Source organism: Pseudomonas sp. MDT1-17 (assembly GCF_054898105.1).
On the sequence record NZ_JBUBVM010000001.1, the window covers coordinates 1153686 to 1177891 of the forward strand.

Here is a 24206-nt window from a genome sequence, read left to right on the forward strand (position 1 = left end):
GCTGTGGGGTTTTGTCGTCACTGGGATAAACGCGCAAGTAACCGGGGAGCCTTTCGAGGCGTTCGAACCCGTAATTGGAGTGCCTCATGGCCAAGAAGATTACCGCTTACATCAAGCTGCAAGTGAAAGCCGCTCAGGCTAACCCAAGCCCACCTGTTGGTCCTGCACTGGGTCAGCACGGCGTGAACATCATGGAATTCTGCAAGGCTTTCAACGCCCGTACTCAGGGTATTGAGCCAGGTCTGCCGACTCCAGTGATCATCACTGTCTATAGCGACCGTAGCTTCACTTTCGAAACCAAGTCTACCCCTGCTTCGGTTCTGCTGAAGAAGGCTGCTGGTCTGACTAGCGGTTCCGCTCGTCCGAACACCGTTAAGGTTGGCACCGTGACCCGTGCTCAGCTGGAAGAAATCGCGAAAACCAAAAACGCGGATCTGACTGCAGCTGATATGGACGCAGCCGTGCGTACTATCGCCGGTTCTGCTCGTAGCATGGGCCTTAACGTGGAGGGTGTGTAATGGCTAAGTTGACCAAGCGTCAAAAGGCTATCGCCGGCAAAATCGAAGCAGGCAAGTCCTACAACTTTGTAGACGCTGCTGCTCTGCTGGCTGAGCTGTCGACTGTCAAATTCAGCGAGTCGTTCGACGTTGCTGTAAACCTGGGTGTTGATCCGCGTAAATCCGACCAGGTCGTTCGTAGCGCTACTGTGCTGCCACACGGCACTGGCAAGACTGTTCGCGTTGCTGTGTTCACCCAGGGTCCAGCTGCTGAGGCCGCTTTGGCTGCCGGCGCTGACCGTGTAGGTATGGACGATCTGGCTGCCGAAATGAAAGGCGGCGACCTGAACTATGACGTAGTTATCGCATCCCCGGATGCAATGCGCGTTGTGGGTCAGCTGGGTCAGATTCTCGGCCCACGTGGCCTGATGCCTAACCCTAAAGTCGGCACCGTAACTCCAGACGTAGCTACCGCGGTTAAAAACGCCAAGGCTGGTCAGGTTCGTTATCGCACCGACAAAAACGGCATCATTCACACCTCCGTTGGCAAAGTCGGCTTTGATGCCGTCAAGCTGAAGGAAAACGTTGAAGCCCTGATCGCTGATCTGAAGCGTATCAAGCCAGCTTCCTCGAAAGGTATTTACGTCAAGCGCGTTACCCTGAGCACCACCATGGGTCCAGGTCTGGTCATCGACCAAGGCTCGCTCGACGCGTAAGACACAGGTTGGCGCAAGCGATTGCGCCAATTGAAAGATTGGGGTCCCTGCCTGGCGGGGGCTATCCAAGACCGTAGGCGACGCAAGTCTTAAACCTCAAGCCTACGCAGATGGTGCTCCCGGTTCCTTACCGAATCAGACACCAAAACGACATCTGGCCTCGGTTGGATGAAACGGTAACAAGCAGGAGTTTTTCCCGTGGCAATTAAACTTGAAGACAAGAAGGCCATCGTCGCTGAAGTCAACAAGGCTGCCCAAGTTGCTCTGTCCGCTGTCGTGGCTGATGCCCGTGGCGTGACAGTAGGCGCTATGACCGGACTCCGTAAAGAGGCTCGTGAAGCTGGCGTATACGTACGTGTTGTACGTAACACCCTGCTCAAGCGCGCCGTTGCTGGCACTCAATATGACGTGCTCAACGACGTGTTCACTGGCCCGACCTTGATTGCATTCTCCAAAGAACATCCGGGCGCTGCTGCCCGTATCTTCAAAGAGTTCGCAAAAGGTCAGGACAAGTTCGAGATCAAGGCAGCTGCGTTCGAGGGCAAGTTCCTCGCAGCTAATCAGATCGACGTACTGGCAAGCCTGCCGACCCGTGACGAAGCAATTTCCCAGCTGATGAGCGTGATTCAAGGCGCAACCAGCAAATTGGCTCGTACTCTGGCGGCTCTTCGCGACCAGAAAGAAGCTGCCGCAGCCTAAGGCTGAGCGACTCCTTTCAGCGTTTATTGTTTATTTCGATGGCCGCGTAGGCTGTCACCCCAATACAGGAATTTATAGTCATGTCTCTGACTAACGACCAAATCATCGAAGCAATCGGCGAAAAATCCGTTCTGGAAATCGTTGAGCTGATCAAGGCCATGGAAGAGAAGTTCGGCGTTTCCGCTGCCGCTGCTTCCGCTGGTCCAGCTGCTGTCGCTGCCGTTGTTGAAGAACAAACTGAATTCAACGTCATGCTGCTGGAAGCTGGCGAGAAGAAAGTTAACGTGATCAAGGCAGTACGTGAACTGACCGGTCTGGGCTTGAAAGAAGCCAAGGCTGTAGTTGACGGCGCTCCTGGCATGGTTCTGGAAGCTGTTTCGAAAGACGCAGCTGACAAAGCCAAAGCCACTCTGGAAGAAGCAGGCGCTAAAGTCGAGCTGAAGTAAGCATCGACTTTGCGTCTCCAGCCCGAGCGTAAAGCGAAAGGCTGATGGCTGGTGGCTCTTGCCACCGGCCTTTTTCCGTTATTGGCAGCCGACTGGGTCGGTGTTGATAACGAGCTGTAACCACCCGATGCGGTGGCGCAAACCATGGGGTTTGCACGATTTTCTGGCTGCTCCCGTCGGGAGGGGCCAAACAAGCAGGTGACCAAGCTGGGGAACGCTGATGGCTTACTCATATACTGAGAAAAAACGTATCCGCAAGGACTTTAGCAAGTTGCCGGACGTCATGGATGTGCCGTACCTCCTGGCCATCCAGCTGGATTCGTATCGTGAATTCTTGCAAGCGGGAGCGACTAAAGATCAGTTCCGCGACGTGGGCCTGCATGCGGCCTTCAAATCCGTTTTCCCGATCATCAGCTACTCCGGCAATGCTGCGCTGGAGTACGTCGGTTATCGCCTGGGCGAGCCGGCATTTGATGTCAAAGAATGCGTATTGCGCGGTGTAACTTACGCCGTACCTTTGCGGGTAAAAGTGCGCCTGATCATTTTCGACAAAGAATCGTCGAACAAAGCGATCAAGGACATTAAAGAGCAAGAAGTCTACATGGGTGAAATCCCCCTGATGACTGAGAACGGTACCTTCGTTATCAACGGTACCGAGCGTGTAATCGTTTCCCAGCTGCACCGTTCCCCGGGCGTGTTCTTCGACCACGACCGTGGCAAGACGCACAGCTCCGGTAAACTGCTGTACTCCGCGCGCATCATTCCTTACCGCGGTTCGTGGCTGGACTTCGAGTTCGACCCGAAAGACTGCGTGTTCGTGCGTATCGACCGTCGTCGCAAGCTGCCTGCGTCGGTATTGCTGCGCGCGCTCGGCTATACCACTGAAGAAGTGCTGGACGCGTTCTACACCACCAACGTCTTCCACGTGCAAGGTGAAAACCTCAACCTGGAACTGGTGCCTCATCGCCTGCGCGGTGAAATTGCTGTCCTGGATATCCTGGATGACAAAGGCAAGGTTATTGTCGAGCAAGGTCGTCGTATCACTGCTCGCCACATCAACCAGCTGGAAAAGGCAGGGATCAAAGAGCTGCAAGTGCCTCTGGACTACGTCCTGGGTCGCACTACCGCCAAGGTCATCGTGCACCCGGCAACCGGCGAAATCCTGGCAGAGTGCAATACCGAGCTGAACACCGAGATCCTGGCGAAAATCGCCAAGTCCCAGGTTGTTCGCATCGAAACTCTGTACACCAACGATATCGACTGCGGTCCGTTCGTCTCCGACACGCTGAAGATCGACTCCACCAGCAACCAATTGGAAGCGCTGGTCGAGATCTATCGCATGATGCGTCCAGGCGAGCCGCCAACCAAGGATGCTGCCGAGACTCTGTTCAACAACCTGTTCTTCAGCCCTGAGCGCTATGACCTGTCTGCGGTCGGCCGGATGAAGTTCAACCGTCGTATCGGTCGTACCGAGATCGAAGGTTCGGGCGTGTTGTGCAAAGAAGATATCGTTGCGGTTCTGAAGACTCTGGTCGACATCCGTAATGGTAAAGGCATCGTCGATGACATCGACCACCTGGGTAACCGTCGTGTTCGCTGCGTAGGCGAAATGGCCGAGAACCAGTTCCGCGTTGGCCTGGTACGTGTTGAGCGTGCGGTCAAAGAGCGTCTGTCGATGGCTGAAAGCGAAGGCCTGATGCCGCAAGACCTGATCAACGCCAAGCCAGTGGCTGCGGCGGTGAAAGAGTTCTTCGGTTCCAGCCAGCTTTCCCAGTTCATGGACCAGAACAACCCGCTGTCCGAGATCACCCACAAGCGTCGTGTGTCTGCACTCGGCCCTGGCGGTTTGACTCGTGAGCGTGCTGGCTTTGAAGTTCGTGACGTACACCCGACTCATTACGGTCGTGTATGCCCGATTGAAACGCCGGAAGGTCCGAACATCGGTCTGATCAACTCCCTGGCCGCTTATGCGCGCACCAACCAGTACGGCTTCCTCGAAAGCCCGTACCGTGTGGTGAAAGATGCTTTGGTCACCGACGAGATCGTGTTCCTGTCCGCCATCGAAGAAGCTGATCACGTGATCGCTCAGGCTTCGGCCACGATGAACGACAAGAAAATGCTGATCGACGAGCTGGTAGCTGTTCGTCACTTGAACGAGTTCACCGTCAAGGCGCCGGAAGACGTCACTTTGATGGACGTTTCTCCGAAGCAGGTAGTTTCGGTTGCAGCGTCGCTGATCCCGTTCCTCGAGCACGATGACGCCAACCGTGCGTTGATGGGTTCGAACATGCAGCGTCAAGCTGTACCAACCCTGCGTGCTGACAAGCCGCTGGTCGGTACCGGCATGGAGCGTAACGTAGCTCGTGACTCCGGCGTTTGCGTCGTGGCTCGTCGTGGCGGCGTGATCGACTCCGTTGATGCCAGCCGTATCGTGGTTCGAGTTGCTGATGACGAAGTTGAAACCGGCGAAGCTGGTGTCGACATCTACAACCTGACTAAATACACCCGCTCCAACCAGAACACCTGCATCAACCAGCGTCCGCTGGTGCGTAAAGGTGATCGGGTTCAGCGTAGCGACATCATGGCTGACGGCCCGTCCACTGACATGGGTGAACTGGCGCTGGGTCAGAACATGCGCATCGCGTTCATGGCCTGGAACGGTTACAACTTCGAAGACTCCATCTGCCTGTCGGAACGAGTTGTTCAAGAAGATCGCTTTACCACGATCCACATTCAGGAACTGACCTGTGTGGCACGTGACACCAAGCTTGGGCCAGAGGAAATCACTGCAGACATCCCGAACGTGGGTGAAGCTGCACTGAACAAGCTGGACGAAGCCGGTATCGTTTACGTAGGTGCTGAAGTTGGCGCAGGCGACATTCTGGTAGGTAAGGTCACTCCGAAAGGCGAGACCCAGCTGACTCCGGAAGAGAAGCTGTTGCGTGCCATCTTCGGTGAAAAAGCCAGCGATGTTAAAGACACTTCCCTGCGTGTACCTACCGGTACCAAGGGCACTGTCATCGACGTACAGGTCTTCACCCGTGACGGCGTCGAGCGTGATGCTCGTGCTCTGTCCATCGAGAAGACTCAACTCGACGAGATCCGCAAGGATCTGAACGAAGAGTTCCGTATCGTTGAAGGCGCCACTTTCGAACGTCTGCGTTCCGCTCTGGTCGGCCGCAAAGCTGAAGGTGGCGCCGGTCTGAAGAAAGGTCAGGAAATCACCGACGAAGTTCTCGACGGTCTTGAGCATGGTCAGTGGTTCAAACTGCGCATGGCTGAAGATGCTCTGAACGAGCAGCTCGAGAAGGCTCAGGCCTACATCGTTGATCGCCGCCGTCTGCTGGACGACAAGTTCGAAGACAAGAAGCGCAAACTGCAGCAGGGCGATGACCTGGCTCCAGGCGTGCTGAAAATCGTCAAGGTTTACCTGGCAATCCGTCGCCGCATCCAGCCGGGCGACAAGATGGCCGGTCGTCACGGTAACAAAGGTGTGGTCTCCGTGATCATGCCGGTTGAAGACATGCCGCACGATGCCAATGGCACCCCGGTCGACGTCGTCCTCAACCCGTTGGGCGTACCTTCGCGTATGAACGTTGGTCAGATCCTTGAAACCCACCTGGGCCTCGCGGCTAAAGGCTTGGGCGAGAAGATCAACCGGATGATCGAAGAGCAGCGCAAAGTCGCTGAGCTTCGTAAATTCCTCGACGAGATCTACAACCAGATCGGCGGTCGTAACGAAGATCTGGATAGCTTCTCCGACCAGGAAATCCTGGATCTGGCGAAGAACCTGCGTGGCGGCGTTCCAATGGCCACTCCAGTGTTCGACGGCGCCAAGGAAAGCGAAATCAAGGCCATGCTGAAACTGGCAGATCTGCCAGAAAGCGGCCAGATGCAGCTGACTGACGGCCGTACCGGCAACAAGTTCGAGCGCCCGGTTACTGTTGGCTACATGTACATGCTGAAGCTGAACCACTTGGTAGACGACAAGATGCACGCTCGTTCTACCGGTTCGTACAGCCTGGTTACCCAGCAGCCGCTGGGTGGTAAGGCACAGTTCGGTGGTCAGCGTTTCGGGGAGATGGAGGTCTGGGCACTGGAAGCATACGGTGCCGCTTACACTCTGCAAGAAATGCTCACAGTGAAGTCGGACGATGTGAACGGCCGTACCAAGATGTACAAAAACATCGTGGATGGCGATCACCGTATGGAGCCGGGCATGCCCGAGTCTTTCAACGTGTTGATCAAGGAAATTCGTTCCCTCGGCATCGATATCGATCTGGAAACCGAATAACACGTGACGCGAATCGAGAGCGGGGCAGCATTGCCCGCTCTCTGCTCCGCCAGGAGGAAAGGCCTTGAAAGACCTACTGAATTTGCTGAAAAACCAGGGTCAAGTCGAAGAGTTCGACGCCATCCGTATTGGATTGGCATCGCCTGAGATGATCCGTTCGTGGTCGTTCGGTGAAGTTAAAAAGCCGGAAACCATCAACTACCGTACGTTCAAACCTGAGCGTGATGGCCTGTTCTGCGCCAAGATCTTTGGCCCGGTAAAGGATTACGAGTGCCTGTGCGGTAAGTACAAGCGCTTGAAGCACCGTGGTGTGATCTGCGAGAAGTGCGGCGTTGAAGTCGCGCTGGCCAAAGTTCGTCGTGAGCGCATGGCGCACATCGAACTGGCCTCGCCAGTCGCCCACATCTGGTTCCTGAAATCGCTGCCGTCGCGTATCGGCTTGCTGATGGACATGACCCTGCGTGATATCGAACGCGTTCTCTACTTCGAGAGCTATGTCGTTATCGATCCAGGCATGACTACCCTTGAAAAAGGCCAACTGCTGAACGACGAGCAGTACTTCGAAGCGCTGGAAGAGTTCGGCGACGATTTCGATGCCCGCATGGGTGCCGAAGCTGTCCGTGAACTGCTGCACGCTATCGATCTGGAACACGAGATTGGCCGTCTGCGTGAAGAAATTCCGCAAACCAACTCCGAAACCAAAATCAAGAAGCTGTCCAAGCGTCTGAAGTTGATGGAAGCCTTCCAGGGTTCCGGCAACCTTCCAGAATGGATGGTGCTGACCGTTCTGCCGGTTCTGCCGCCAGATCTGCGTCCACTGGTCCCGCTGGATGGCGGTCGCTTCGCGACTTCCGACCTCAACGATCTGTATCGTCGAGTGATCAACCGTAACAACCGCTTGAAGCGTCTGCTTGATCTGTCCGCTCCGGACATCATCGTGCGCAACGAAAAGCGTATGTTGCAGGAAGCCGTCGATGCACTGCTCGACAACGGTCGTCGTGGCCGCGCTATCACCGGTTCCAACAAGCGTCCTCTGAAATCCCTGGCTGACATGATCAAGGGTAAACAAGGTCGTTTCCGTCAGAACTTGCTCGGTAAGCGTGTTGACTACTCCGGTCGTTCGGTAATTACCGTAGGTCCGACCCTGCGTCTGCACCAGTGCGGTCTGCCGAAGAAAATGGCTCTCGAGCTGTTCAAGCCGTTCATTTTCGGCAAGCTGGAAATGCGTGGTCTCGCTACCACCATCAAAGCTGCCAAGAAGATGGTTGAGCGCGAGCTGCCGGAAGTTTGGGACGTTCTCGCTGAAGTCATTCGCGAACACCCGGTTCTCCTCAACCGTGCACCGACCCTTCACCGTCTGGGTATCCAGGCGTTTGAACCGGTACTGATCGAAGGTAAGGCTATCCAGCTGCACCCTCTGGTCTGTGCTGCGTACAACGCCGACTTCGACGGCGACCAAATGGCCGTGCACGTACCGCTGACACTGGAAGCCCAGTTGGAAGCGCGTGCGTTGATGATGTCGACCAACAACATTCTGTCGCCAGCCAACGGTGAGCCAATCATCGTTCCGTCGCAGGACGTTGTATTGGGCCTGTACTACATGACTCGTGAAGCGATCAACGCCAAGGGCGAAGGTCGTGTGTTCGCGGATCTGCAGGAAGTTGACCGTGTGTTCCGTGCTGGCGAAGCCGCACTGCACGCCAAGGTCAAAGTGCGGATCAACGAAACCGTCAACGATCGTGATGGTGGCAGCGTCAAGAACACCCGTATCGTCGACACCACTGTCGGCCGTGCGCTGTTGTTCCAGGTTGTTCCACCTGGCCTGTCGTACGACGTCGTCAACCAGCCGATGAAGAAAAAGGCGATCTCCAAGCTGATCAACCAGTGCTACCGCGTGGTTGGTTTGAAAGAGACCGTGATCTTCGCTGACCAGTTGATGTACACCGGTTTTGCCTATTCGACCATTTCCGGCGTTTCCATCGGTGTTAACGACTTCGTTATCCCGGATGAAAAAGCCCGCATCATCGGTGCTGCTACCGATGAAGTGAAAGAGATCGAAAGTCAGTACGCCTCCGGCCTGGTAACCCAGGGCGAGAAGTACAACAAAGTGATCGACCTTTGGTCCAAGGCGAACGACGAAGTTTCCAAGGCGATGATGGCCAACCTCTCGAAAGAGAAAGTCATCGACCGTCATGGCGTCGAAGTCGACCAGGAATCCTTCAACTCGATGTACATGATGGCCGACTCGGGCGCACGGGGTTCTGCTGCGCAGATCCGTCAGCTCGCCGGTATGCGTGGCCTGATGGCCAAGCCGGACGGTTCCATCATCGAAACGCCGATTACTGCGAACTTCCGTGAAGGTTTGAGCGTACTCCAGTACTTCATCTCCACTCACGGTGCTCGTAAAGGTTTGGCGGATACCGCGTTGAAAACTGCGAACTCCGGTTACCTGACTCGTCGTCTGGTAGACGTGGCGCAGGATCTGGTTGTGACCGAGATCGATTGCGGCACCGAACATGGCCTGGTAATGACTCCGCACATTGAAGGCGGTGACGTTGTTGAGCCGCTGGGTGAGCGCGTATTGGGTCGTGTTATTGCCCGCGACGTGTTCAAGCCAGGTTCGGAAGAAATCATCGTTCCTGCCGGCACGCTGGTAGACGAGAAGTGGGTTGAGTTCATCGAGCTGAACAGCATCGACGAAGTGATCGTGCGTTCGCCGATCAGCTGCGAAACCCGCTACGGCATCTGCGCCAAGTGCTATGGCCGTGACTTGGCTCGTGGGCACCAGGTGAACATTGGTGAAGCGGTCGGCGTTATCGCCGCCCAGTCCATCGGTGAGCCGGGTACCCAGCTGACCATGCGTACGTTCCACATCGGTGGTGCGGCAAGCCGGACCTCTGCTGCGGACAGCGTTCAGGTGAAGAATGGCGGTACTGTCCGTCTGCACAACCTGAAGCACGTTGAGCGAGTGGATGGTTGCCTGGTTGCTGTGTCCCGTTCCGGTGAGCTGGCAATCGCTGATGACTTCGGTCGTGAGCGTGAGCGTTACAAGCTGCCGTACGGTGCTGTGATTTCGGTTAAAGAAGGTGACAAGGTCGACGCTGGCGCAATCGTGGCCAAGTGGGATCCGCACACTCACCCAATCGTTACCGAAATGAAAGGTACCGTGACCTACGTGGGCATGGAAGAAGGCATCACGATCAAGCGTCAGACTGACGAATTGACCGGTATGACCAACATTGAAGTACTCGACGCCAAAGACCGTCCAGCTGCCGGTAAAGATATCCGTCCTGCTGTGAAGATGGTTGATGACAACGGCAAGGATCTCTTGCTGCCGGGTACCGACGTAATTGCTCAGTACTTCCTGCCTGCCAACGCCCTGGTCGGCGTGGCGGACGGTGCGAAAATCGCGATCGGTGATGTTATCGCTCGTATTCCGCAAGAGACTTCGAAAACCCGTGACATCACCGGTGGTCTGCCGCGTGTTGCCGACTTGTTCGAAGCCCGTCGTCCGAAAGAAGCCTCGATTCTGGCTGAAGTCAGCGGCACCATCGCGTTCGGTAAAGAGACCAAAGGCAAACGCCGTCTGGTCATTACCCCGAACGACGGTAGCGATCCGTACGAAGAGCTGATTCCGAAGTGGCGTCACCTGAACGTCTTCGAAGGCGAACAGGTAAACCGCGGCGAAGTTATCTCCGACGGCCCGAGCGATCCACACGACATCCTGCGTCTGCTGGGTGTGAGTGCGCTGGCCAAGTACATCGTGAACGAGATCCAGGACGTTTATCGTCTGCAGGGCGTGAAGATCAACGACAAGCACATCGAGACCATCCTGCGTCAGATGCTGCGTAAAGTTGAAATCGCTGAATCCGGCGATTCCACTTTCATCAAGGGCGACCAGATGGAATTGACTCACGTTCTGGTAGAGAACGAGCGTCTGGCGGGCGACGAGAAATTCGTTTCCAAGTTCACTCGCGTGCTGCTGGGTATCACCAAGGCGTCGTTGTCCACCGAATCGTTCATCTCGGCGGCTTCCTTCCAGGAAACCACTCGCGTACTGACCGAAGCGGCGGTAACCGGCAAGCGCGATTACCTGCGCGGCCTGAAAGAAAACGTGGTCGTGGGTCGTCTGATCCCGGCGGGTACCGGTCTGGCTTATCACAGCGAGCGCAAGCGTCGCCGTGAAGCTGACAAACCGTTGCGCGTAAGCGCCAGTGAAGTGGAAGCTGCACTGACCGAAGCACTGAACTCGAGCGGTAACTGAGTTCTGCAGTAAATAAGCGTGGGGCCCTGGCCTCTCCGTTAATCGAATCGAGACAATTTGTCGAGATTGGATAAGCGGGGAGGTTGGGGCCTTGCCTTGACTGGGGGCAAGATCCTCTTTAGACTCTTGTACCCCTAAATTTGGCGGGAATTCGTTCCTGCCATTTTGCTTTTCTTGCAAGACAATAGCGTCGCAAGACAACAGTGGAGCTAGTAGATGGCAACTATCAACCAGCTGGTACGTCAGCCGCGTAAGCGTATCGTCGAGAAATCCGACGTGCCTGCGCTGCAGAACTGCCCGCAACGTCGTGGCGTATGCACCCGTGTGTATACCACCACGCCGAAAAAACCTAACTCGGCACTGCGTAAAGTATGCCGTGTGCGTCTGACCAACGGTTTCGAGGTTTCCTCGTACATCGGCGGTGAAGGCCACAACCTGCAAGAGCACAGCGTGGTACTGATCCGCGGCGGTCGTGTAAAAGACTTGCCAGGTGTTCGTTACCACACCGTGCGCGGTTCTTTGGATACTTCCGGCGTTAAAGGTCGTAACCAGGGTCGTTCGAAGTACGGTACCAAGAAGCCTAAGTAGTAGTGGCTTTTTGTAAAAACTGATTTTCTATTTTTCTGAGTCGATAAGAGTAAGGTCGGAGGCGTCCCGTAAGGGGACCGATTCCGAGCGAACCTGAAGACCGTTTGAGGGCTTATCCATGCCAAGAAGACGCGTAGCAGCCAAGCGCGAAGTGCTTGACGATCCAAAATACGGAAGCCAAATCCTGGCCAAGTTCATGAACCACGTTATGGAAAGCGGCAAGAAAGCCGTTGCCGAGCGTATCGTTTATGGCGCGCTGGACAAGGTTAAAGAACGCAAGAACAGCGATCCCCTGGAAATCTTCGAGAAAGCTCTCGACGCCATCGCTCCGCTGGTCGAAGTAAAGTCGCGCCGTGTAGGCGGTGCTACTTACCAGGTTCCGGTCGAAGTTCGTCCGTCCCGTCGTAACGCTCTGGCAATGCGCTGGTTGGTAGACTTCGCCCGTAAGCGCGGCGAGAAGTCTATGGCTCTGCGTTTGGCTGGCGAACTGTTGGACGCGGCTGAAGGTAAAGGTGCTGCAGTTAAGAAGCGTGAAGACGTGCACCGTATGGCTGAAGCTAACAAAGCTTTCTCGCACTACCGCTTCTAATTTTAGCGTCACTAATTTTGCGAGGGCTTTATGGCTCGTACAACACCGATTAATCGCTACCGTAACATTGGTATCGTTGCTCACGTGGATGCTGGTAAAACCACCACCACCGAGCGCGTCCTTTTTTACACTGGCAAAAGTCACAAGATGGGCGAGGTGCATGACGGCGCCGCGACCACAGACTGGATGGTTCAGGAGCAGGAGCGTGGTATTACCATTACTTCTGCTGCTATTACCGCCTTCTGGCAGGGGTCCGAGAAGCAGCACAAAGACCAATACCGCTTCAACGTCATTGACACCCCGGGCCACGTTGACTTCACCATTGAAGTTGAGCGTTCCCTGCGTGTTCTCGACGGCGCGGTCGTTGTGTTTTGTGGTACCTCGGGCGTTGAGCCTCAGTCGGAAACCGTATGGCGTCAGGCCAACAAGTACGGCGTTCCACGTCTTGTTTACGTAAACAAGATGGACCGTGCTGGTGCGAACTTCCTGCGCGTGATCGGTCAGATCAAGCAGCGTCTGGGTCATACCCCGGTGCCAATCCAGTTGGCTATCGGTTCCGAAGACAACTTCCAGGGTCAGATCGATCTGATGGCCATGGAAGCTGTTTACTGGAATGACGCTGACAAAGGCATGGTTCCAGTTCGCAAGCCTATCCCTGCTGAACTGCAGGAATTGGCTGACGAGTGGCGTGGCAACATGGTTGAGGCTGCGGCCGAAGCCAGCGAAGAGCTGATGAACAAGTACCTCGAAGGTGAAGAACTCACCAACGAGGAAATCAAGGCCGCTCTGCGTCAGCGTACTATCGCTGGTGAGATCGTTCTGGCTGTTTGCGGTTCTTCCTTCAAGAACAAGGGTGTTCCCCTGGTTCTCGACGCCGTTATCGATTACCTGCCTGCACCTGTTGATATTCCTGCCATCAAGGGTACTGACCCGGATGACGAGACTATCGAGCTGGAGCGTCATGCAGATGACAGCGAACCGTTCTCCGCTCTGGCATTCAAAATTGCCACCGACCCATTCGTGGGTACCTTGACCTTCGTCCGTGTTTACTCGGGCGTGTTGAACTCCGGCGACGGCGTGATCAACTCGGTCAAAGGCAAGAAAGAGCGCGTGGGCCGTATGGTGCAAATGCACGCAAACGCCCGTGAAGAAATCAAGGAAGTGCGCGCTGGTGACATCGCGGCCTTGATCGGCATGAAGGACGTCACCACTGGCGAAACTTTGTGCAATGGTGACAAGCCAATCATCCTGGTTCGTATGGACTTCCCGGAGCCGGTTATTTCGGTTGCCGTAGAGCCTAAGACCAAGGACGACCAGGAAAAAATGGGTGTCGCTCTGGGCAAGCTTGCTCAGGAAGATCCATCTTTCCGCGTCAAGACTGATGAAGAGACTGGTCAAACGATCATCTCCGGCATGGGCGAGTTGCACCTGGACATCCTGGTTGACCGGATGCGCCGTGAGTTCAACGTCGAAGCCAACATCGGTAAGCCTCAGGTTTCCTATCGTGAGCGCATCACGAAGAACTGTGAAATCGAAGGTAAGTTCGTTCGTCAATCCGGCGGTCGTGGCCAGTTTGGTCACTGCTGGATTCGTTTTGCGCCTGCTGACGAAGGTCAGGAAGGTCTGCAATTCGTGAACGAAGTAGTGGGTGGTGTGGTTCCTAAGGAATACATCCCGGCTATCCAGAAAGGTATCGAAGAGCAGATGAAGAACGGCGTTGTCGCCGGCTATCCGCTGATCGGCCTGAAGGCTACCGTGTTTGACGGTTCTTACCACGACGTCGACTCCAACGAGATGGCGTTTAAGGTGGCCGCTTCCATGGCGACCAAGCAACTGGCCCAGAAGGGCGGTGGTGAGTTGCTTGAGCCGATCATGGCGGTAGAGGTTGTTACGCCTGAAGACTATATGGGTGACGTGATGGGCGACCTTAACCGTCGTCGCGGCATGATCCTGGGTATGGAAGACACGGTTTCCGGCAAAGTGATTCGTGCCGAGGTTCCGTTGGGTGAGATGTTCGGTTACGCAACCGACGTTCGCTCCATGTCCCAAGGTCGCGCAAGCTACTCTATGGAATTCAAAAAATACAATACAGCTCCGTCGCATATCGTCGAAACTGTTACCAAAAAACAAGGCTGATTCAGCCCCTTTAGGCTAGGAGTTAATTGTCGTGGCTAAAGAAAAATTTGTACGTGACCTCCCGCACGTTAACGTTGGCACCATCGGTCACGTTGACCACGGTAAAACCACGCTGACTGCTGCTCTGACTCGTGTCTGCTCCGAAGTTTTCGGTTCGGCCGCTGTTGCTTTCGACAAAATCGACAGCGCTCCGGAAGAAAAGGCTCGTGGTATCACCATCAACACTGCACACGTTGAATACAACTCGTTGATCCGTCACTACGCTCACGTTGACTGCCCAGGTCACGCTGACTATGTGAAGAACATGATCACCGGTGCTGCTCAGATGGACGGCGCTATTCTGGTTTGCTCGGCCGCTGATGGTCCGATGCCACAAACCCGTGAGCACATCCTGTTGTCCCGTCAGGTTGGCGTTCCGTACATCGTTGTCTTCCTGAACAAGGCTGACATGGTTGACGACGCTGAGCTGCTGGAGCTGGTAGAGATGGAAGTGCGCGATCTGCTGAGCACTTACGACTTCCCGGGCGACGACACTCCGATCATCATCGGTTCGGCTCTGATGGCTCTGAACGGCCAAGACGACAACGAAATGGGCACCACTGCCGTTCGTAAACTGGTTGAGACTCTGGACAGCTACATCCCAGATCCAATTCGTGTTATCGACAAGCCGTTCCTGATGCCAATCGAAGACGTATTCTCGATCTCCGGTCGCGGTACTGTTGTAACTGGCCGTATCGAGCGCGGTATCGTCAAGGTTCAGGATTCGCTGGAAATCGTTGGTCTGCGTGACACTGTTGTCACCACCTGCACCGGCGTTGAAATGTTCCGTAAGCTGCTCGACGAAGGTCGTGCTGGCGAGAACTGCGGCGTGCTGCTGCGCGGCACCAAGCGTGACGACGTTGAGCGTGGCCAGGTTCTGGTCAAGCCAGGTTCGGTTAAGCCGCACACTACCTTCGAAGCTGAAGTGTACGTGTTGAGCAAAGAAGAAGGCGGTCGCCACACTCCGTTCTTCAAAGGCTACCGTCCACAGTTCTACTTCCGGACCACTGACGTGACCGGTAACTGCGAGCTGCCGGAAGGCGTTGAAATGGTAATGCCGGGCGACAACATCAAAATGGTTGTCACCCTGATCAAAACCATCGCAATGGAAGATGGTCTGCGTTTCGCTATTCGTGAAGGCGGTCGTACCGTCGGCGCTGGCGTCGTAGCCAAAATCATCGCCTAAGCGTTGATTGATGAAAAGGCCCCCGCTTGCGGGGGCTTTTTTATTGGGTTGACACTCAGTTGGCCCGTCTATAGAATTGCGCCTCCTTTTAACGGGCGTATTGCGCTCGGTGGGAATAGCAGCCGGAGTCTGAAATCCAATGCAAAATCAGCAAATCCGTATCAGGTTGAAGGCTTTTGACCATCGCCTGATCGACCAATCCACCCAGGAAATCGTGGAAACCGCGAAACGTACTGGTGCTCAAGTGCGTGGTCCAATTCCACTGCCTACCCGTAAAGAGCGGTTCACCGTTCTGGTCTCCCCGCACGTCAACAAAGACGCGCGTGACCAGTACGAGATCCGTACGCATAAGCGCGTTCTGGACATCGTCCAGCCAACGGATAAAACCGTTGATGCGCTTATGAAGCTTGATCTTGCGGCCGGTGTGGAAGTGCAGATCAGCCTCGGCTAAGACTCGGTCTTAGTCGTGTAACGCTCTGAAATGGGCGGCCATAGCGGGTGAAAGCCCCGTACACTCATGAGGTTTACAACATGACTATTGGTGTAGTCGGTCGTAAATGCGGTATGACCCGTATTTTCACCGAAGAAGGTGTCTCCATTCCGGTCACGGTCATTGAGATCGAGCCGAATCGCGTCACCCAGTTCAAAACTGAAGAGACCGATGGCTATCGTGCAGTGCAAGTCACTGTAGGCGAGCGTCGTGCTTCGCGTGTTACAGCTGCTCAAGCTGGCCACTTCGCTAAAGCGAACGTTGCCGCTGGTCGTACCGTAATGGAATTCCGTCTTGAAGAGGGCGAGTACCAGGCTGGCGATCTGATCAACGCTGAAATCTTCGCCGCTGGTCAACTGGTTGATGTAACCGGTCAGTCCAAGGGTAAAGGCTTCCAGGGTACGATCAAGCGTTGGAACTTCCGCGGGCAAGATAATACCCACGGTAACTCCGTGTCCCACCGCGTTCCAGGCTCTATCGGCCAGTGCCAGACTCCTGGTCGTGTATTCAAGGGCAAAAAAATGTCCGGTCATATGGGCGCTGAGCGCGTGACCGTGCAGTCCCTCGAAGTAGTGCGCGTGGACGCTGAACGCAATCTGTTGTTGGTCAAGGGCGCTGTTCCTGGCGCTACTGGCGGCAACTTGGTTGTACGTCCAGCAGCCAAGGCTCGCGGTTAAGGGGAAGCTGACATGCAATTAAATGTAAATGACGCTCAAGCGATCGAAGTTTCCGAACTGACATTTGGCGGCGAATTCAACGAGACGCTGGTTCACCAGGCAGTCGTGGCCTACATGGCCGGCGGCCGTCAAGGTAGCAAGCAGCAAAAGACCCGTTCCGACGTTCGTGGCGGCGGTAAGCGCCCATGGCGTCAGAAAGGTACTGGCCGTGCTCGTGCCGGTACTATCCGTAGCCCAATCTGGCGTGGCGGCGGTACCACTTTCGCAGCTCGTCCTCAGGATCACACCCAGAAGCTGAACAAGAAGATGTATCGCGCAGCAATGCGTTCCATCCTTGCTGAGCTGGTGCGTACTGATCGTCTGGTTGTGGTTCAGGACTTCGCTGTTGATGCACCGAAGACCAAAGATCTGCTGAACAAACTGACTGGCATGGGCCTGACTGACGTCTTGATCGTGTCTGAAGTGGTTGATCAGAACCTGTACCTGGCTGCTCGCAACCTGCCACACGTTGATGTACGTGACGTGCAAGGTTCCGATCCAGTTAGTCTGATCGCATACGACAAGGTGTTGATCACCGTGTCGGCCGTGAAGAAATTCGAGGAGCTGCTGGGATGAACCAGGAACGCGTATTTAAAGTTCTGCTTGGCCCGCACGTTTCCGAGAAGGCTACGGTTCTGGCTGACAAGAAAGGCCAGTTCGTTTTCAAGGTTGCAACTGACGCAACCAAGCTGGAAATCAAGAAGGCCGTCGAAAGCCTGTTCAGCGTGAAAGTAGAGCGTGTTACTACCCTGAATGTTCTGGGTAAGAGCAAGCGCACTGCTCGCGGTCTGGGCAAGCGTAATGACTGGAAGAAGGCAGTTATCTCCCTTCAGCCAGGCCAAGATCTCGATTTCAGCAGCAGTGCTGAGTAAGGAAGGGGTGCATCATGGCAATCGTTAAATGCAAACCGACTTCCCCTGGCCGCCGTTTTGTGGTCAAGGTGGTCAACCAGGAGCTGCATAAAGGCGCTCCTCACGCACCGCTGCTCGAGAAAAAATCGAAGACTGGTGGTCGTAACAACAATGGTCGTATTACTACCCGTCACATCGGTGGTGGCCATAAGCAGCATTATCGTCTGGTCGATTTCCGTCGCAACGACAAAGATGGCATCTCTGCCACTGTCGAGCGTATTGAATACGATCCAAACCGTACTGCTCACATCGCTCTGCTGCTGTACGCAGATGGCGAGCGTCGCTACATCATCGCCCCTAAAGGCGTGAGTGCTGGCGACCAGCTGATCGCAGGTGCTCTGGCACCGATCAAGCCGGGCAACGCTCTGCAACTGCGTAACATTCCAGTTGGTAGCACCGTACACGGCATCGAATTGAAGCCAGGTAAAGGCGCGCAAATCGCTCGTTCCGCTGGTGCTTCGGCTCAGCTGATCGCTCGTGAAGGTGTCTACGTGACCCTGCGTCTGCGTTCTGGTGAGATGCGTAAAGTGCTGGCTGAATGCCGCGCGACCCTGGGTGAAGTCTCGAACTCCGAGCACAGCCTGCGTTCGCTGGGTAAAGCTGGTGCCAAACGCTGGCGTGGCGTTCGCCCAACCGTTCGTGGTGTTGCCATGAACCCGGTTGACCACCCACATGGTGGTGGTGAAGGTCGTACCTCTGGTGGTCGTCATCCGGTATCGCCATGGGGCTTCCCGACTAAGGGCGCGAAGACTCGTGGTAATAAGCGTACCGACAAAATGATCGTCCGTCGTCGCAAGTAAATAGAGGGATACGACAGTGCCACGTTCTCTGAAAAAAGGTCCTTTTATTGATCTTCACCTACTGAAGAAGATCGAAGTGGCGGCGGAAAAGAACGATCGCAAACCAGTTAAAACCTGGTCGCGCCGTTCCATGATCCTGCCACAAATGGTCGGTTTGACCATTGCAGTGCATAACGGTCGTCAACATGTTCCAGTTCTCGTGAACGAAGACATGGTCGGCCACAAACTAGGCGAGTTTGCCGGTACCCGCACATATCGTGGGCACGTGGCAGACAAGAAAGCCAAGCGTTAAGGGGTAAGGAACGATGGAAGTAGCCGCTAAGTTGTCGGGCGCTCGAATCTCCGCCCAGAAAGCCCGCTTGGTCGCCGACCAGATCCGCGGGAAGAAGGTGGGCGAAGCGCTCAACCTGTTGGCTTTCAGCAGTAAGAAAGCCGCCGAGATCATCAAGAAAGTGCTGGAGTCGGCCGTAGCCAACGCCGAGCATAACGAAGGCGCAGACGTTGATGACCTTAAAGTCAGCACCGTTTTCGTCAACGAAGGGCGTTCGCTGAAGCGAATCATGCCACGTGCCAAAGGCCGTGCTGATCGCATCGTCAAGCGGTCTTGCCATATCACTGTCAAGGTTGCTGACAAGTAACGGAGTCGAAGAGATGGGTCAGAAAGTACATCCCATTGGCATTCGCCTGGGAATCGTCAAGGAGCACACCTCCGTCTGGTACGCAGACGGTCGGACTTATGCGGACTATTTGTTCGCTGATCTGAAGGTGCGCGAGTATCTCCAAGACAAACTAAAAAGCGCGTCCGTAAGCCGTATCGATATCCATCGTCCGGCTCAGACTGCACGTATCACCATCCACACCGCTCGTCCAGGTATTGTTATCGGGAAGAAAGGTGAAGATGTTGAGAAACTGCGTCAGGACCTGACCAAGCAAATGGGTGTGCCTGTGCACATCAATATCGAAGAAATCCGCAAGCCGGAACTCGACGGTATGTTGGTTGCGCAGAGCGTAGCTCAGCAGCTGGAGCGTCGCGTAATGTTCCGTCGCGCTATGAAGCGCGCTGTACAGAACGCCATGCGCATTGGTGCCAAAGGCATCAAAATCCAAGTGAGCGGTCGTCTCGGCGGTGCTGAAATCGCACGTACTGAATGGTATCGCGAAGGTCGTGTGCCACTGCACACCCTGCGTGCCGACATCGACTATGCCAACTACGAAGCTCACACCACTTATGGTGTGATCGGTGTAAAGGTTTGGATCTTCAAAGGCGAAGTAATTGGTGGTCGCCAAGAAGAACTGAAACCACAAGCACCAGCGCCTCGTAAAAAAGCTGCTAAGTAAGGGGTACGCCAAATGTTGCAACCAAAGCGTACGAAGTTCCGCAAGCAGATGACTGGCCACAACCGTGGCTTGGCTCAGCGCGGTAGCAAAGTCAGCTTCGGCGAATATGCGCTGAAGTCTGTAGCTCGTGGTCGTCTCACCGCTCGTCAGATCGAGTCAGCGCGTCGTGCACTGACCCGTCACGTTAAACGTGGCGGCAAGATCTGGATCCGTGTATTCCCGGACAAGCCTATTTCCAAAAAGCCACTCGAAGTTCGGATGGGTAAAGGTAAGGGTAGTGTGGAGTACTGGGTTGCCCAGATTCAGCCAGGCAAAGTCCTGTATGAAATCGAGGGTGTAACTGAAGAGCTGGCGCGTGAGGCTTTTGCCCTGGCTGCTGCAAAGCTGCCGCTCGCCACCGCCTTTGTTAAACGGACGGTGATGTGATGAAAGCGAATGAACTTCGTGAAAAATCCGCACAGCAGCTGAACGAGCAACTGCTCGGCCTGCTGCGCGACCAGTTCAATCTGCGTATGCAGAAAGCAACTGGCCAGTTGGGGCAGTCTCATCTGCTCTCGCAAGTTAAACGTGACATCGCTCGCGTGAAGACTGTGCTTAACCAGCAGGCAGGTAAGTAATCATGGCTGAAGCCGAAAAAACTGTCCGTACGCTGACTGGCCGTGTTGTCAGCGACAAGATGGACAAAACCATCACCGTTCTGATCGAGCGTCGCGTTAAGCACCCGATCTACGGTAAATACGTTAAGCGTTCGACTAAGCTGCACGCGCACGACGAAACCAATCAGTGCCACATCGGCGACAAAGTCACTATTCGTGAAACTCGTCCTTTGGCCAAGACCAAGTCTTGGGCGCTGGTTGATGTTCTCGAACGCGCTGTGGAAGTCTAAGGACTAGGGGTCGGAGAAATTATATGATTCAGACTCAATCCATGCTCGATGTGGCCGATAACAGCGGCGCTCGCCGTGTTATGTGCATCAAGGTGCTGGGTGGCTCCCATCGTCGTTACGCTGGTATCGGTGACATCATCAAAGTTACCGTGAAGGAAGCAATTCCTCGCGGTAAAGTGAAAAAAGGCCAAGTGATGACTGCTGTTGTAGTCCGCACTCGCCACGGCGTTCGCCGTGCTGATGGCTCCATTATCCGCTTTGATGGCAACGCTGCTGTTCTTCTGAACAACAAGCAAGAGCCGATCGGCACCCGTATCTTTGGGCCAGTGACCCGTGAACTTCGTACTGAGAAGTTCATGAAGATCGTCTCGCTCGCCCCAGAAGTGCTGTAAGGAGATCCGACATGCAAAAGATTCGTCGTGACGACGAGATCATCGTGATCGCCGGCAAAGACAAAGGTAAGCGCGGTAAGGTGCTTAAGGTTCTCGCTGACGACCGTCTGGTCGTTGGTGGTCTGAACCTGGTTAAGCGTCATACCAAGCCAAACCCTGCGTCGGGCGTACAAGGCGGTATCGTCGAAAAAGAAGCGCCACTGCACGCTTCCAACGTTGCCATTTTCAACGGCGAAACCAACAAGGCTGATCGCGTTGGTTTCAAAGTAGAAGACGGCAAGAAAATTCGTGTCTTCAAGTCGACCCAAAAAGCGGTTGATGCTTGAACACTGCTAGGTAGAAGACCATGGCACGACTAAAAGAGATTTACTGGAAGGAAATCGCACCGAAACTTAAGGAAGAACTTAAGCTTTCGAACGTGATGGAAGTTCCACGCGTTACCAAAATCACCCTGAACATGGGTCTGGGCGAAGCGGTCGGCGACAAAAAAGTCATCGAACACGCTGTTGCTGACCTGGAAAAGATCACCGGCCAGAAAGTCGTTGTGACCTACGCTCGGAAATCCATCGCTGGCTTTAAAGTCCGTGAAGGTTGGCCGATCGGCGTCAAAGTGACCCTGCGCCGTGAGCGTATGTACGAATTCCTGGATCGTCTGCTGTCGATCTCCCTGCCTCGGGTCCGCGACTTCCGCGGCCTGAATGCCAAGTCCTTCGATGGTCGTGGTAACTACAGCATGGGCGTTAAAGAGCAGATCATCTTCCCGGAAATCGACTACGACAAGATCGATGCTCTCCGCGGTCTGGACATTACCCTGACCACCACTGCCAAGAACGATGATGAAGGTCGCGCGCTGCTGCGTGCTTTCAAATTCCCGTTCCGCAACTGATTGGAGTAGGAAAATGGCCAAGATGAGCATGAAAAACCGCGAGCTGAAGCGTCAGCTCACGGTTGCCAAGTACGCCAAAAAGCGTGCAGCACTGAAAGCTATCATCGTTGATCTGAACGCAAGTCCAGAAGCGCGTTGGGAAGCTACAGTAGCTCTGCAGAAGCAGCCACGTGACGCAAGCGCTTCGCGCATGCGTAACCGCTGCCGCCTGACCGGTCGTCCACACGGCGTTTACCGCAAGTTCGGCCTCGGCCGTAACAAACTGCGTGAAGCTGCTATGCGTGGTGACGTACCTGGTCTGGTTAAAGCCAGCTGGTAAGCACGATCAAAGTCTCGGCGGTCCGAATCGCAAGATCCTGACCGTCGGTGACCTTGAACTTGAATCAAGCCCCTATTGGGGCTTGATTCATTTGTGGGGTGTGTCTAGAATACCCGGCTCGCCTGAGCCCGTGCTTTTTTCGCACGGATGCACTCGGCGACAAGTAGTAGCCGCAAGGCTAATTTTTTTGTATTAGGAGCGTCTAGCCCATGAGTATGCAGGACCCGTTAGCGGACATGCTAACTCGAATCCGTAATGCCCAGATGGCTGAAAAGTCCGTCGTAAGCATGCCATCTTCTACGTTGAAGGTAGCTGTTGCCAAAGTCCTGAAGGACGAAGGTTACATTGCGGGTTATCAGATCAGCAGCGAAATCAAACCACTGCTGTCCATCGAGCTGAAGTACTTCGAAGGCCGTCCGGTCATCGAAGAAGTGAAGCGCGTTAGCCGTCCAGGCCTGCGTCAGTACAAGTCCGTCGATGATCTGCCAAAAGTTCGTGGCGGTCTCGGTGTGTCTATCGTCTCCACCAACAAAGGTGTGATGACGGATCGTGCTGCGCGCGCTGCCGGTGTCGGCGGCGAAGTTCTTTGCACTGTGTTCTAAGGGGGGATAAGCATGTCACGCGTCGCTAAGAACCCCGTTAAGCTGCCAGCCGGTGTCGAAGTAAAATTCGCAGGCCAACAGCTTTCGGTGAAGGGTGCCAAGGGCACTCTCGAACTGAACATCCATTCGTCCGTTGAGATTGTTGAAGAAGCTGGTGAGCTGCGTTTCGCTGCTCGCAATGGCGATCAACAAACTCGCGCAATGGCTGGTACCACTCGTGCGTTGGTAAACAACATGGTCCAAGGCGTAAGCCAAGGCTTCGAGCGCAAGCTCCAGCTGGTCGGTGTTGGTTACAAAGCGCAAGCAAAAGGCACAGTGCTGAACCTGGCTCTTGGCTTCTCGCACCCAGTGGATTATGAACTGCCGGAAGGCATCACCGCTGAGACTCCTAGCCAGACCGATATCCTGATCAAGGGCATCGATAAGCAGCTGGTAGGTCAAGTGGCCGCCGAGATCCGCGACTTCCGTCCACCAGAGCCGTACAAAGGCAAAGGTGTGCGCTACGCGGACGAAGTCGTCCGTCGTAAAGAAGCCAAGAAGAAGTAGGGCATAGCAAATGACCGACAAAAAAGTTACTCGACTGCGTCGCGCTCGCAAAGCACGCCTGAAAATGCACGAACTCGAAGTCGTGCGTCTCTGCGTGTTCCGCTCGTCGCAGCACATCTACGCCCAGGTCATTTCGGCCGACGGCAACAAAGTCCTGGCAAGTGCCTCGACTTTGGATAAAGAACTGCGTGATGGCGCCACTGGCAACATCGACGCGGCCACTAAGGTTGGCCAGCTGGTCGCTACGCGTGCAAAAGCCGCTGGCGTCTCGCAGGTGGCTTTCGACCGCTCTGGCTTCAAGTACCACGGCCGCGTCAAGGCGCTGGCTGATGCTGCTCGTGAAGCTGGGCTGGAGTTCTAAGTTATGTCAAATAACGACCAAAAGCGCGACGAAGGCTACATTGAGAAGCTGGTTCAAGTTAACCGCGTAGCCAAAACCGTTAAAGGCGGCCGTATCTTCACTTTCACCGCGTTGACCGTGGTTGGTGATGGTAAAGGGCGCGTTGGCTTCGGCCGTGGCAAGTCACGTGAAGTGCCTGCTGCGATCCAGAAGGCAATGGAAGCTGCTCGCCGCAACATGATCCAAGTTGACCTGAACGGCACCACGCTGCAGTACGCAATGAAGTCCGCCCATGGCGCTTCGAAGGTGTACATGCAGCCTGCTTCTGAAGGTACCGGTATCATCGCTGGCGGCGCTATGCGTGCTGTCCTCGAAGTTGCTGGTGTTCAGAACGTTCTGGCCAAGTGCTACGGCTCGACTAACCCGGTAAACGTGGTTCACGCCACTTTCAAAGGTTTGAAAGCTATGCAGTCTCCTGAATCCATTGCCGCCAAGCGTGGCAAAAGCGTCAAGGAGATCTTCTGAT

General features: G+C 55.0%; 29 protein-coding genes. All 29 read left to right on the forward strand.

The genetic code is table 11. The features are described from left to right. Positions 1–86: 86 nt before the first annotated feature. The 29 genes from rplK to rpsE all read left to right on the forward strand — a co-directional run bounded on the left by rplK (position 87) and on the right by rpsE (position 24205). A complete protein-coding gene (gene rplK, locus ACYZTX_RS04985) occupies positions 87–518 on the forward strand; it encodes a 50S ribosomal protein L11 (RefSeq protein ID WP_003210097.1) in 432 nt (143 codons plus the stop codon). Continuing rightward, a complete protein-coding gene (gene rplA / locus ACYZTX_RS04990; RefSeq protein WP_007896626.1) occupies positions 518–1213 on the forward strand; it encodes a 50S ribosomal protein L1 in 696 nt (231 codons plus the stop codon). Before rplK ends, rplA begins: the two co-directional genes overlap by 1 nt. A 198-nt stretch (positions 1214–1411) precedes the next feature. Then, the gene (gene rplJ, locus ACYZTX_RS04995) at positions 1412–1912 is read left to right on the forward strand and encodes a 50S ribosomal protein L10 (protein WP_010467255.1); all 501 of its coding nucleotides are present in this window, start codon (positions 1412–1414) and stop codon (positions 1910–1912) included. A gap of 80 nt (positions 1913–1992) precedes the next feature. After that, entirely contained in the window at positions 1993–2358 is a 366-nt protein-coding gene (rplL, locus tag ACYZTX_RS05000) for a 50S ribosomal protein L7/L12 (RefSeq protein ID WP_010467258.1), read from the forward strand. A 220-nt stretch (positions 2359–2578) separates the two neighbouring features. Further along, positions 2579–6652: a DNA-directed RNA polymerase subunit beta gene (gene rpoB, locus ACYZTX_RS05005; protein ID WP_462033201.1), complete on the forward strand. Its 4074-nt coding sequence runs from the start codon at positions 2579–2581 to the stop codon at positions 6650–6652. A gap of 64 nt (positions 6653–6716) precedes the next feature. Continuing rightward, the gene (gene rpoC, locus ACYZTX_RS05010) at positions 6717–10916 is read left to right on the forward strand and encodes a DNA-directed RNA polymerase subunit beta' (RefSeq protein WP_462033202.1); all 4200 of its coding nucleotides are present in this window, start codon (positions 6717–6719) and stop codon (positions 10914–10916) included. 216 nt (positions 10917–11132) lie between these two features. Beyond that, a complete protein-coding gene (rpsL, locus tag ACYZTX_RS05015) occupies positions 11133–11504 on the forward strand; it encodes a 30S ribosomal protein S12 (RefSeq protein ID WP_002555494.1) in 372 nt (123 codons plus the stop codon). 118 nt (positions 11505–11622) lie between these two features. Further along, positions 11623–12093 carry a 30S ribosomal protein S7 gene (gene rpsG, locus ACYZTX_RS05020; RefSeq protein WP_010490886.1) on the forward strand — a complete coding sequence of 157 codons (471 nt, stop codon included), beginning with the start codon at positions 11623–11625 and terminating at the stop codon, positions 12091–12093. Positions 12094–12123: 30 nt separating this feature from the next. Then, positions 12124–14229 (forward strand): elongation factor G, encoded by a 2106-nt coding sequence (gene fusA, locus ACYZTX_RS05025; protein ID WP_461966598.1) that lies wholly within the window; start codon positions 12124–12126, stop codon positions 14227–14229. A gap of 31 nt (positions 14230–14260) precedes the next feature. Next, on the forward strand, positions 14261–15454 hold the full coding sequence (tuf, locus tag ACYZTX_RS05030; RefSeq protein WP_282379303.1) for an elongation factor Tu: 1194 nt from the start codon (positions 14261–14263) through the stop codon (positions 15452–15454). A 139-nt stretch (positions 15455–15593) separates the two neighbouring features. Next, the gene (gene rpsJ, locus ACYZTX_RS05035; RefSeq protein WP_003186070.1) at positions 15594–15905 is read left to right on the forward strand and encodes a 30S ribosomal protein S10; all 312 of its coding nucleotides are present in this window, start codon (positions 15594–15596) and stop codon (positions 15903–15905) included. 80 nt (positions 15906–15985) lie between these two features. After that, positions 15986–16621, forward strand: a complete 636-nt coding sequence (gene rplC, locus ACYZTX_RS05040; RefSeq protein WP_003186059.1) for a 50S ribosomal protein L3 — start codon at positions 15986–15988, stop codon at positions 16619–16621. A 12-nt stretch (positions 16622–16633) separates the two neighbouring features. Beyond that, entirely contained in the window at positions 16634–17236 is a 603-nt protein-coding gene (rplD, locus tag ACYZTX_RS05045) for a 50S ribosomal protein L4 (protein ID WP_007896707.1), read from the forward strand. Further along, on the forward strand, positions 17233–17532 hold the full coding sequence (gene rplW / locus ACYZTX_RS05050; protein ID WP_002555488.1) for a 50S ribosomal protein L23: 300 nt from the start codon (positions 17233–17235) through the stop codon (positions 17530–17532). The genes rplD and rplW overlap by 4 nt, the downstream gene beginning before the upstream one ends. A gap of 14 nt (positions 17533–17546) precedes the next feature. Continuing rightward, positions 17547–18371: a 50S ribosomal protein L2 gene (rplB, locus tag ACYZTX_RS05055; RefSeq protein WP_003176423.1), complete on the forward strand. Its 825-nt coding sequence runs from the start codon at positions 17547–17549 to the stop codon at positions 18369–18371. A gap of 16 nt (positions 18372–18387) precedes the next feature. Then, positions 18388–18663 (forward strand): 30S ribosomal protein S19, encoded by a 276-nt coding sequence (rpsS, locus tag ACYZTX_RS05060; RefSeq protein ID WP_002555486.1) that lies wholly within the window; start codon positions 18388–18390, stop codon positions 18661–18663. A gap of 13 nt (positions 18664–18676) precedes the next feature. Continuing rightward, a complete protein-coding gene (gene rplV, locus ACYZTX_RS05065; RefSeq protein WP_003210077.1) occupies positions 18677–19009 on the forward strand; it encodes a 50S ribosomal protein L22 in 333 nt (110 codons plus the stop codon). A 13-nt stretch (positions 19010–19022) separates the two neighbouring features. Next, entirely contained in the window at positions 19023–19709 is a 687-nt protein-coding gene (gene rpsC, locus ACYZTX_RS05070) for a 30S ribosomal protein S3 (protein ID WP_003176422.1), read from the forward strand. 12 nt (positions 19710–19721) lie between these two features. Then, on the forward strand, positions 19722–20135 hold the full coding sequence (gene rplP, locus ACYZTX_RS05075) for a 50S ribosomal protein L16 (protein WP_045057467.1): 414 nt from the start codon (positions 19722–19724) through the stop codon (positions 20133–20135). Then, positions 20135–20326: a 50S ribosomal protein L29 gene (gene rpmC, locus ACYZTX_RS05080; RefSeq protein ID WP_002555481.1), complete on the forward strand. Its 192-nt coding sequence runs from the start codon at positions 20135–20137 to the stop codon at positions 20324–20326. Before rplP ends, rpmC begins: the two co-directional genes overlap by 1 nt. A 2-nt stretch (positions 20327–20328) precedes the next feature. Then, positions 20329–20595 (forward strand): 30S ribosomal protein S17, encoded by a 267-nt coding sequence (gene rpsQ / locus ACYZTX_RS05085; protein ID WP_003176419.1) that lies wholly within the window; start codon positions 20329–20331, stop codon positions 20593–20595. Positions 20596–20618: 23 nt separating this feature from the next. Next, complete coding sequence (rplN, locus tag ACYZTX_RS05090) at positions 20619–20987, forward strand: 50S ribosomal protein L14 (protein ID WP_002555479.1); 369 nt, start codon at positions 20619–20621, stop codon at positions 20985–20987. Between the two features lie 11 nt (positions 20988–20998). Beyond that, complete coding sequence (gene rplX, locus ACYZTX_RS05095) at positions 20999–21313, forward strand: 50S ribosomal protein L24 (protein ID WP_033059465.1); 315 nt, start codon at positions 20999–21001, stop codon at positions 21311–21313. A gap of 20 nt (positions 21314–21333) precedes the next feature. After that, complete coding sequence (gene rplE / locus ACYZTX_RS05100) at positions 21334–21873, forward strand: 50S ribosomal protein L5 (protein ID WP_003176415.1); 540 nt, start codon at positions 21334–21336, stop codon at positions 21871–21873. Positions 21874–21886: 13 nt separating this feature from the next. Further along, the gene (gene rpsN / locus ACYZTX_RS05105) at positions 21887–22192 is read left to right on the forward strand and encodes a 30S ribosomal protein S14 (RefSeq protein ID WP_003176414.1); all 306 of its coding nucleotides are present in this window, start codon (positions 21887–21889) and stop codon (positions 22190–22192) included. A gap of 209 nt (positions 22193–22401) precedes the next feature. Continuing rightward, positions 22402–22794: a 30S ribosomal protein S8 gene (rpsH, locus tag ACYZTX_RS05110; RefSeq protein WP_003186040.1), complete on the forward strand. Its 393-nt coding sequence runs from the start codon at positions 22402–22404 to the stop codon at positions 22792–22794. Positions 22795–22806: 12 nt separating this feature from the next. Further along, positions 22807–23340, forward strand: coding sequence for a 50S ribosomal protein L6 (gene rplF, locus ACYZTX_RS05115; RefSeq protein ID WP_003176412.1), 534 nt, complete (start codon positions 22807–22809; stop codon positions 23338–23340). A gap of 10 nt (positions 23341–23350) precedes the next feature. Next, positions 23351–23701: a 50S ribosomal protein L18 gene (gene rplR, locus ACYZTX_RS05120; RefSeq protein ID WP_003186037.1), complete on the forward strand. Its 351-nt coding sequence runs from the start codon at positions 23351–23353 to the stop codon at positions 23699–23701. 3 nt (positions 23702–23704) lie between these two features. Continuing rightward, entirely contained in the window at positions 23705–24205 is a 501-nt protein-coding gene (gene rpsE, locus ACYZTX_RS05125) for a 30S ribosomal protein S5 (RefSeq protein ID WP_003186035.1), read from the forward strand. Position 24206 lies beyond the last annotated feature (1 nt).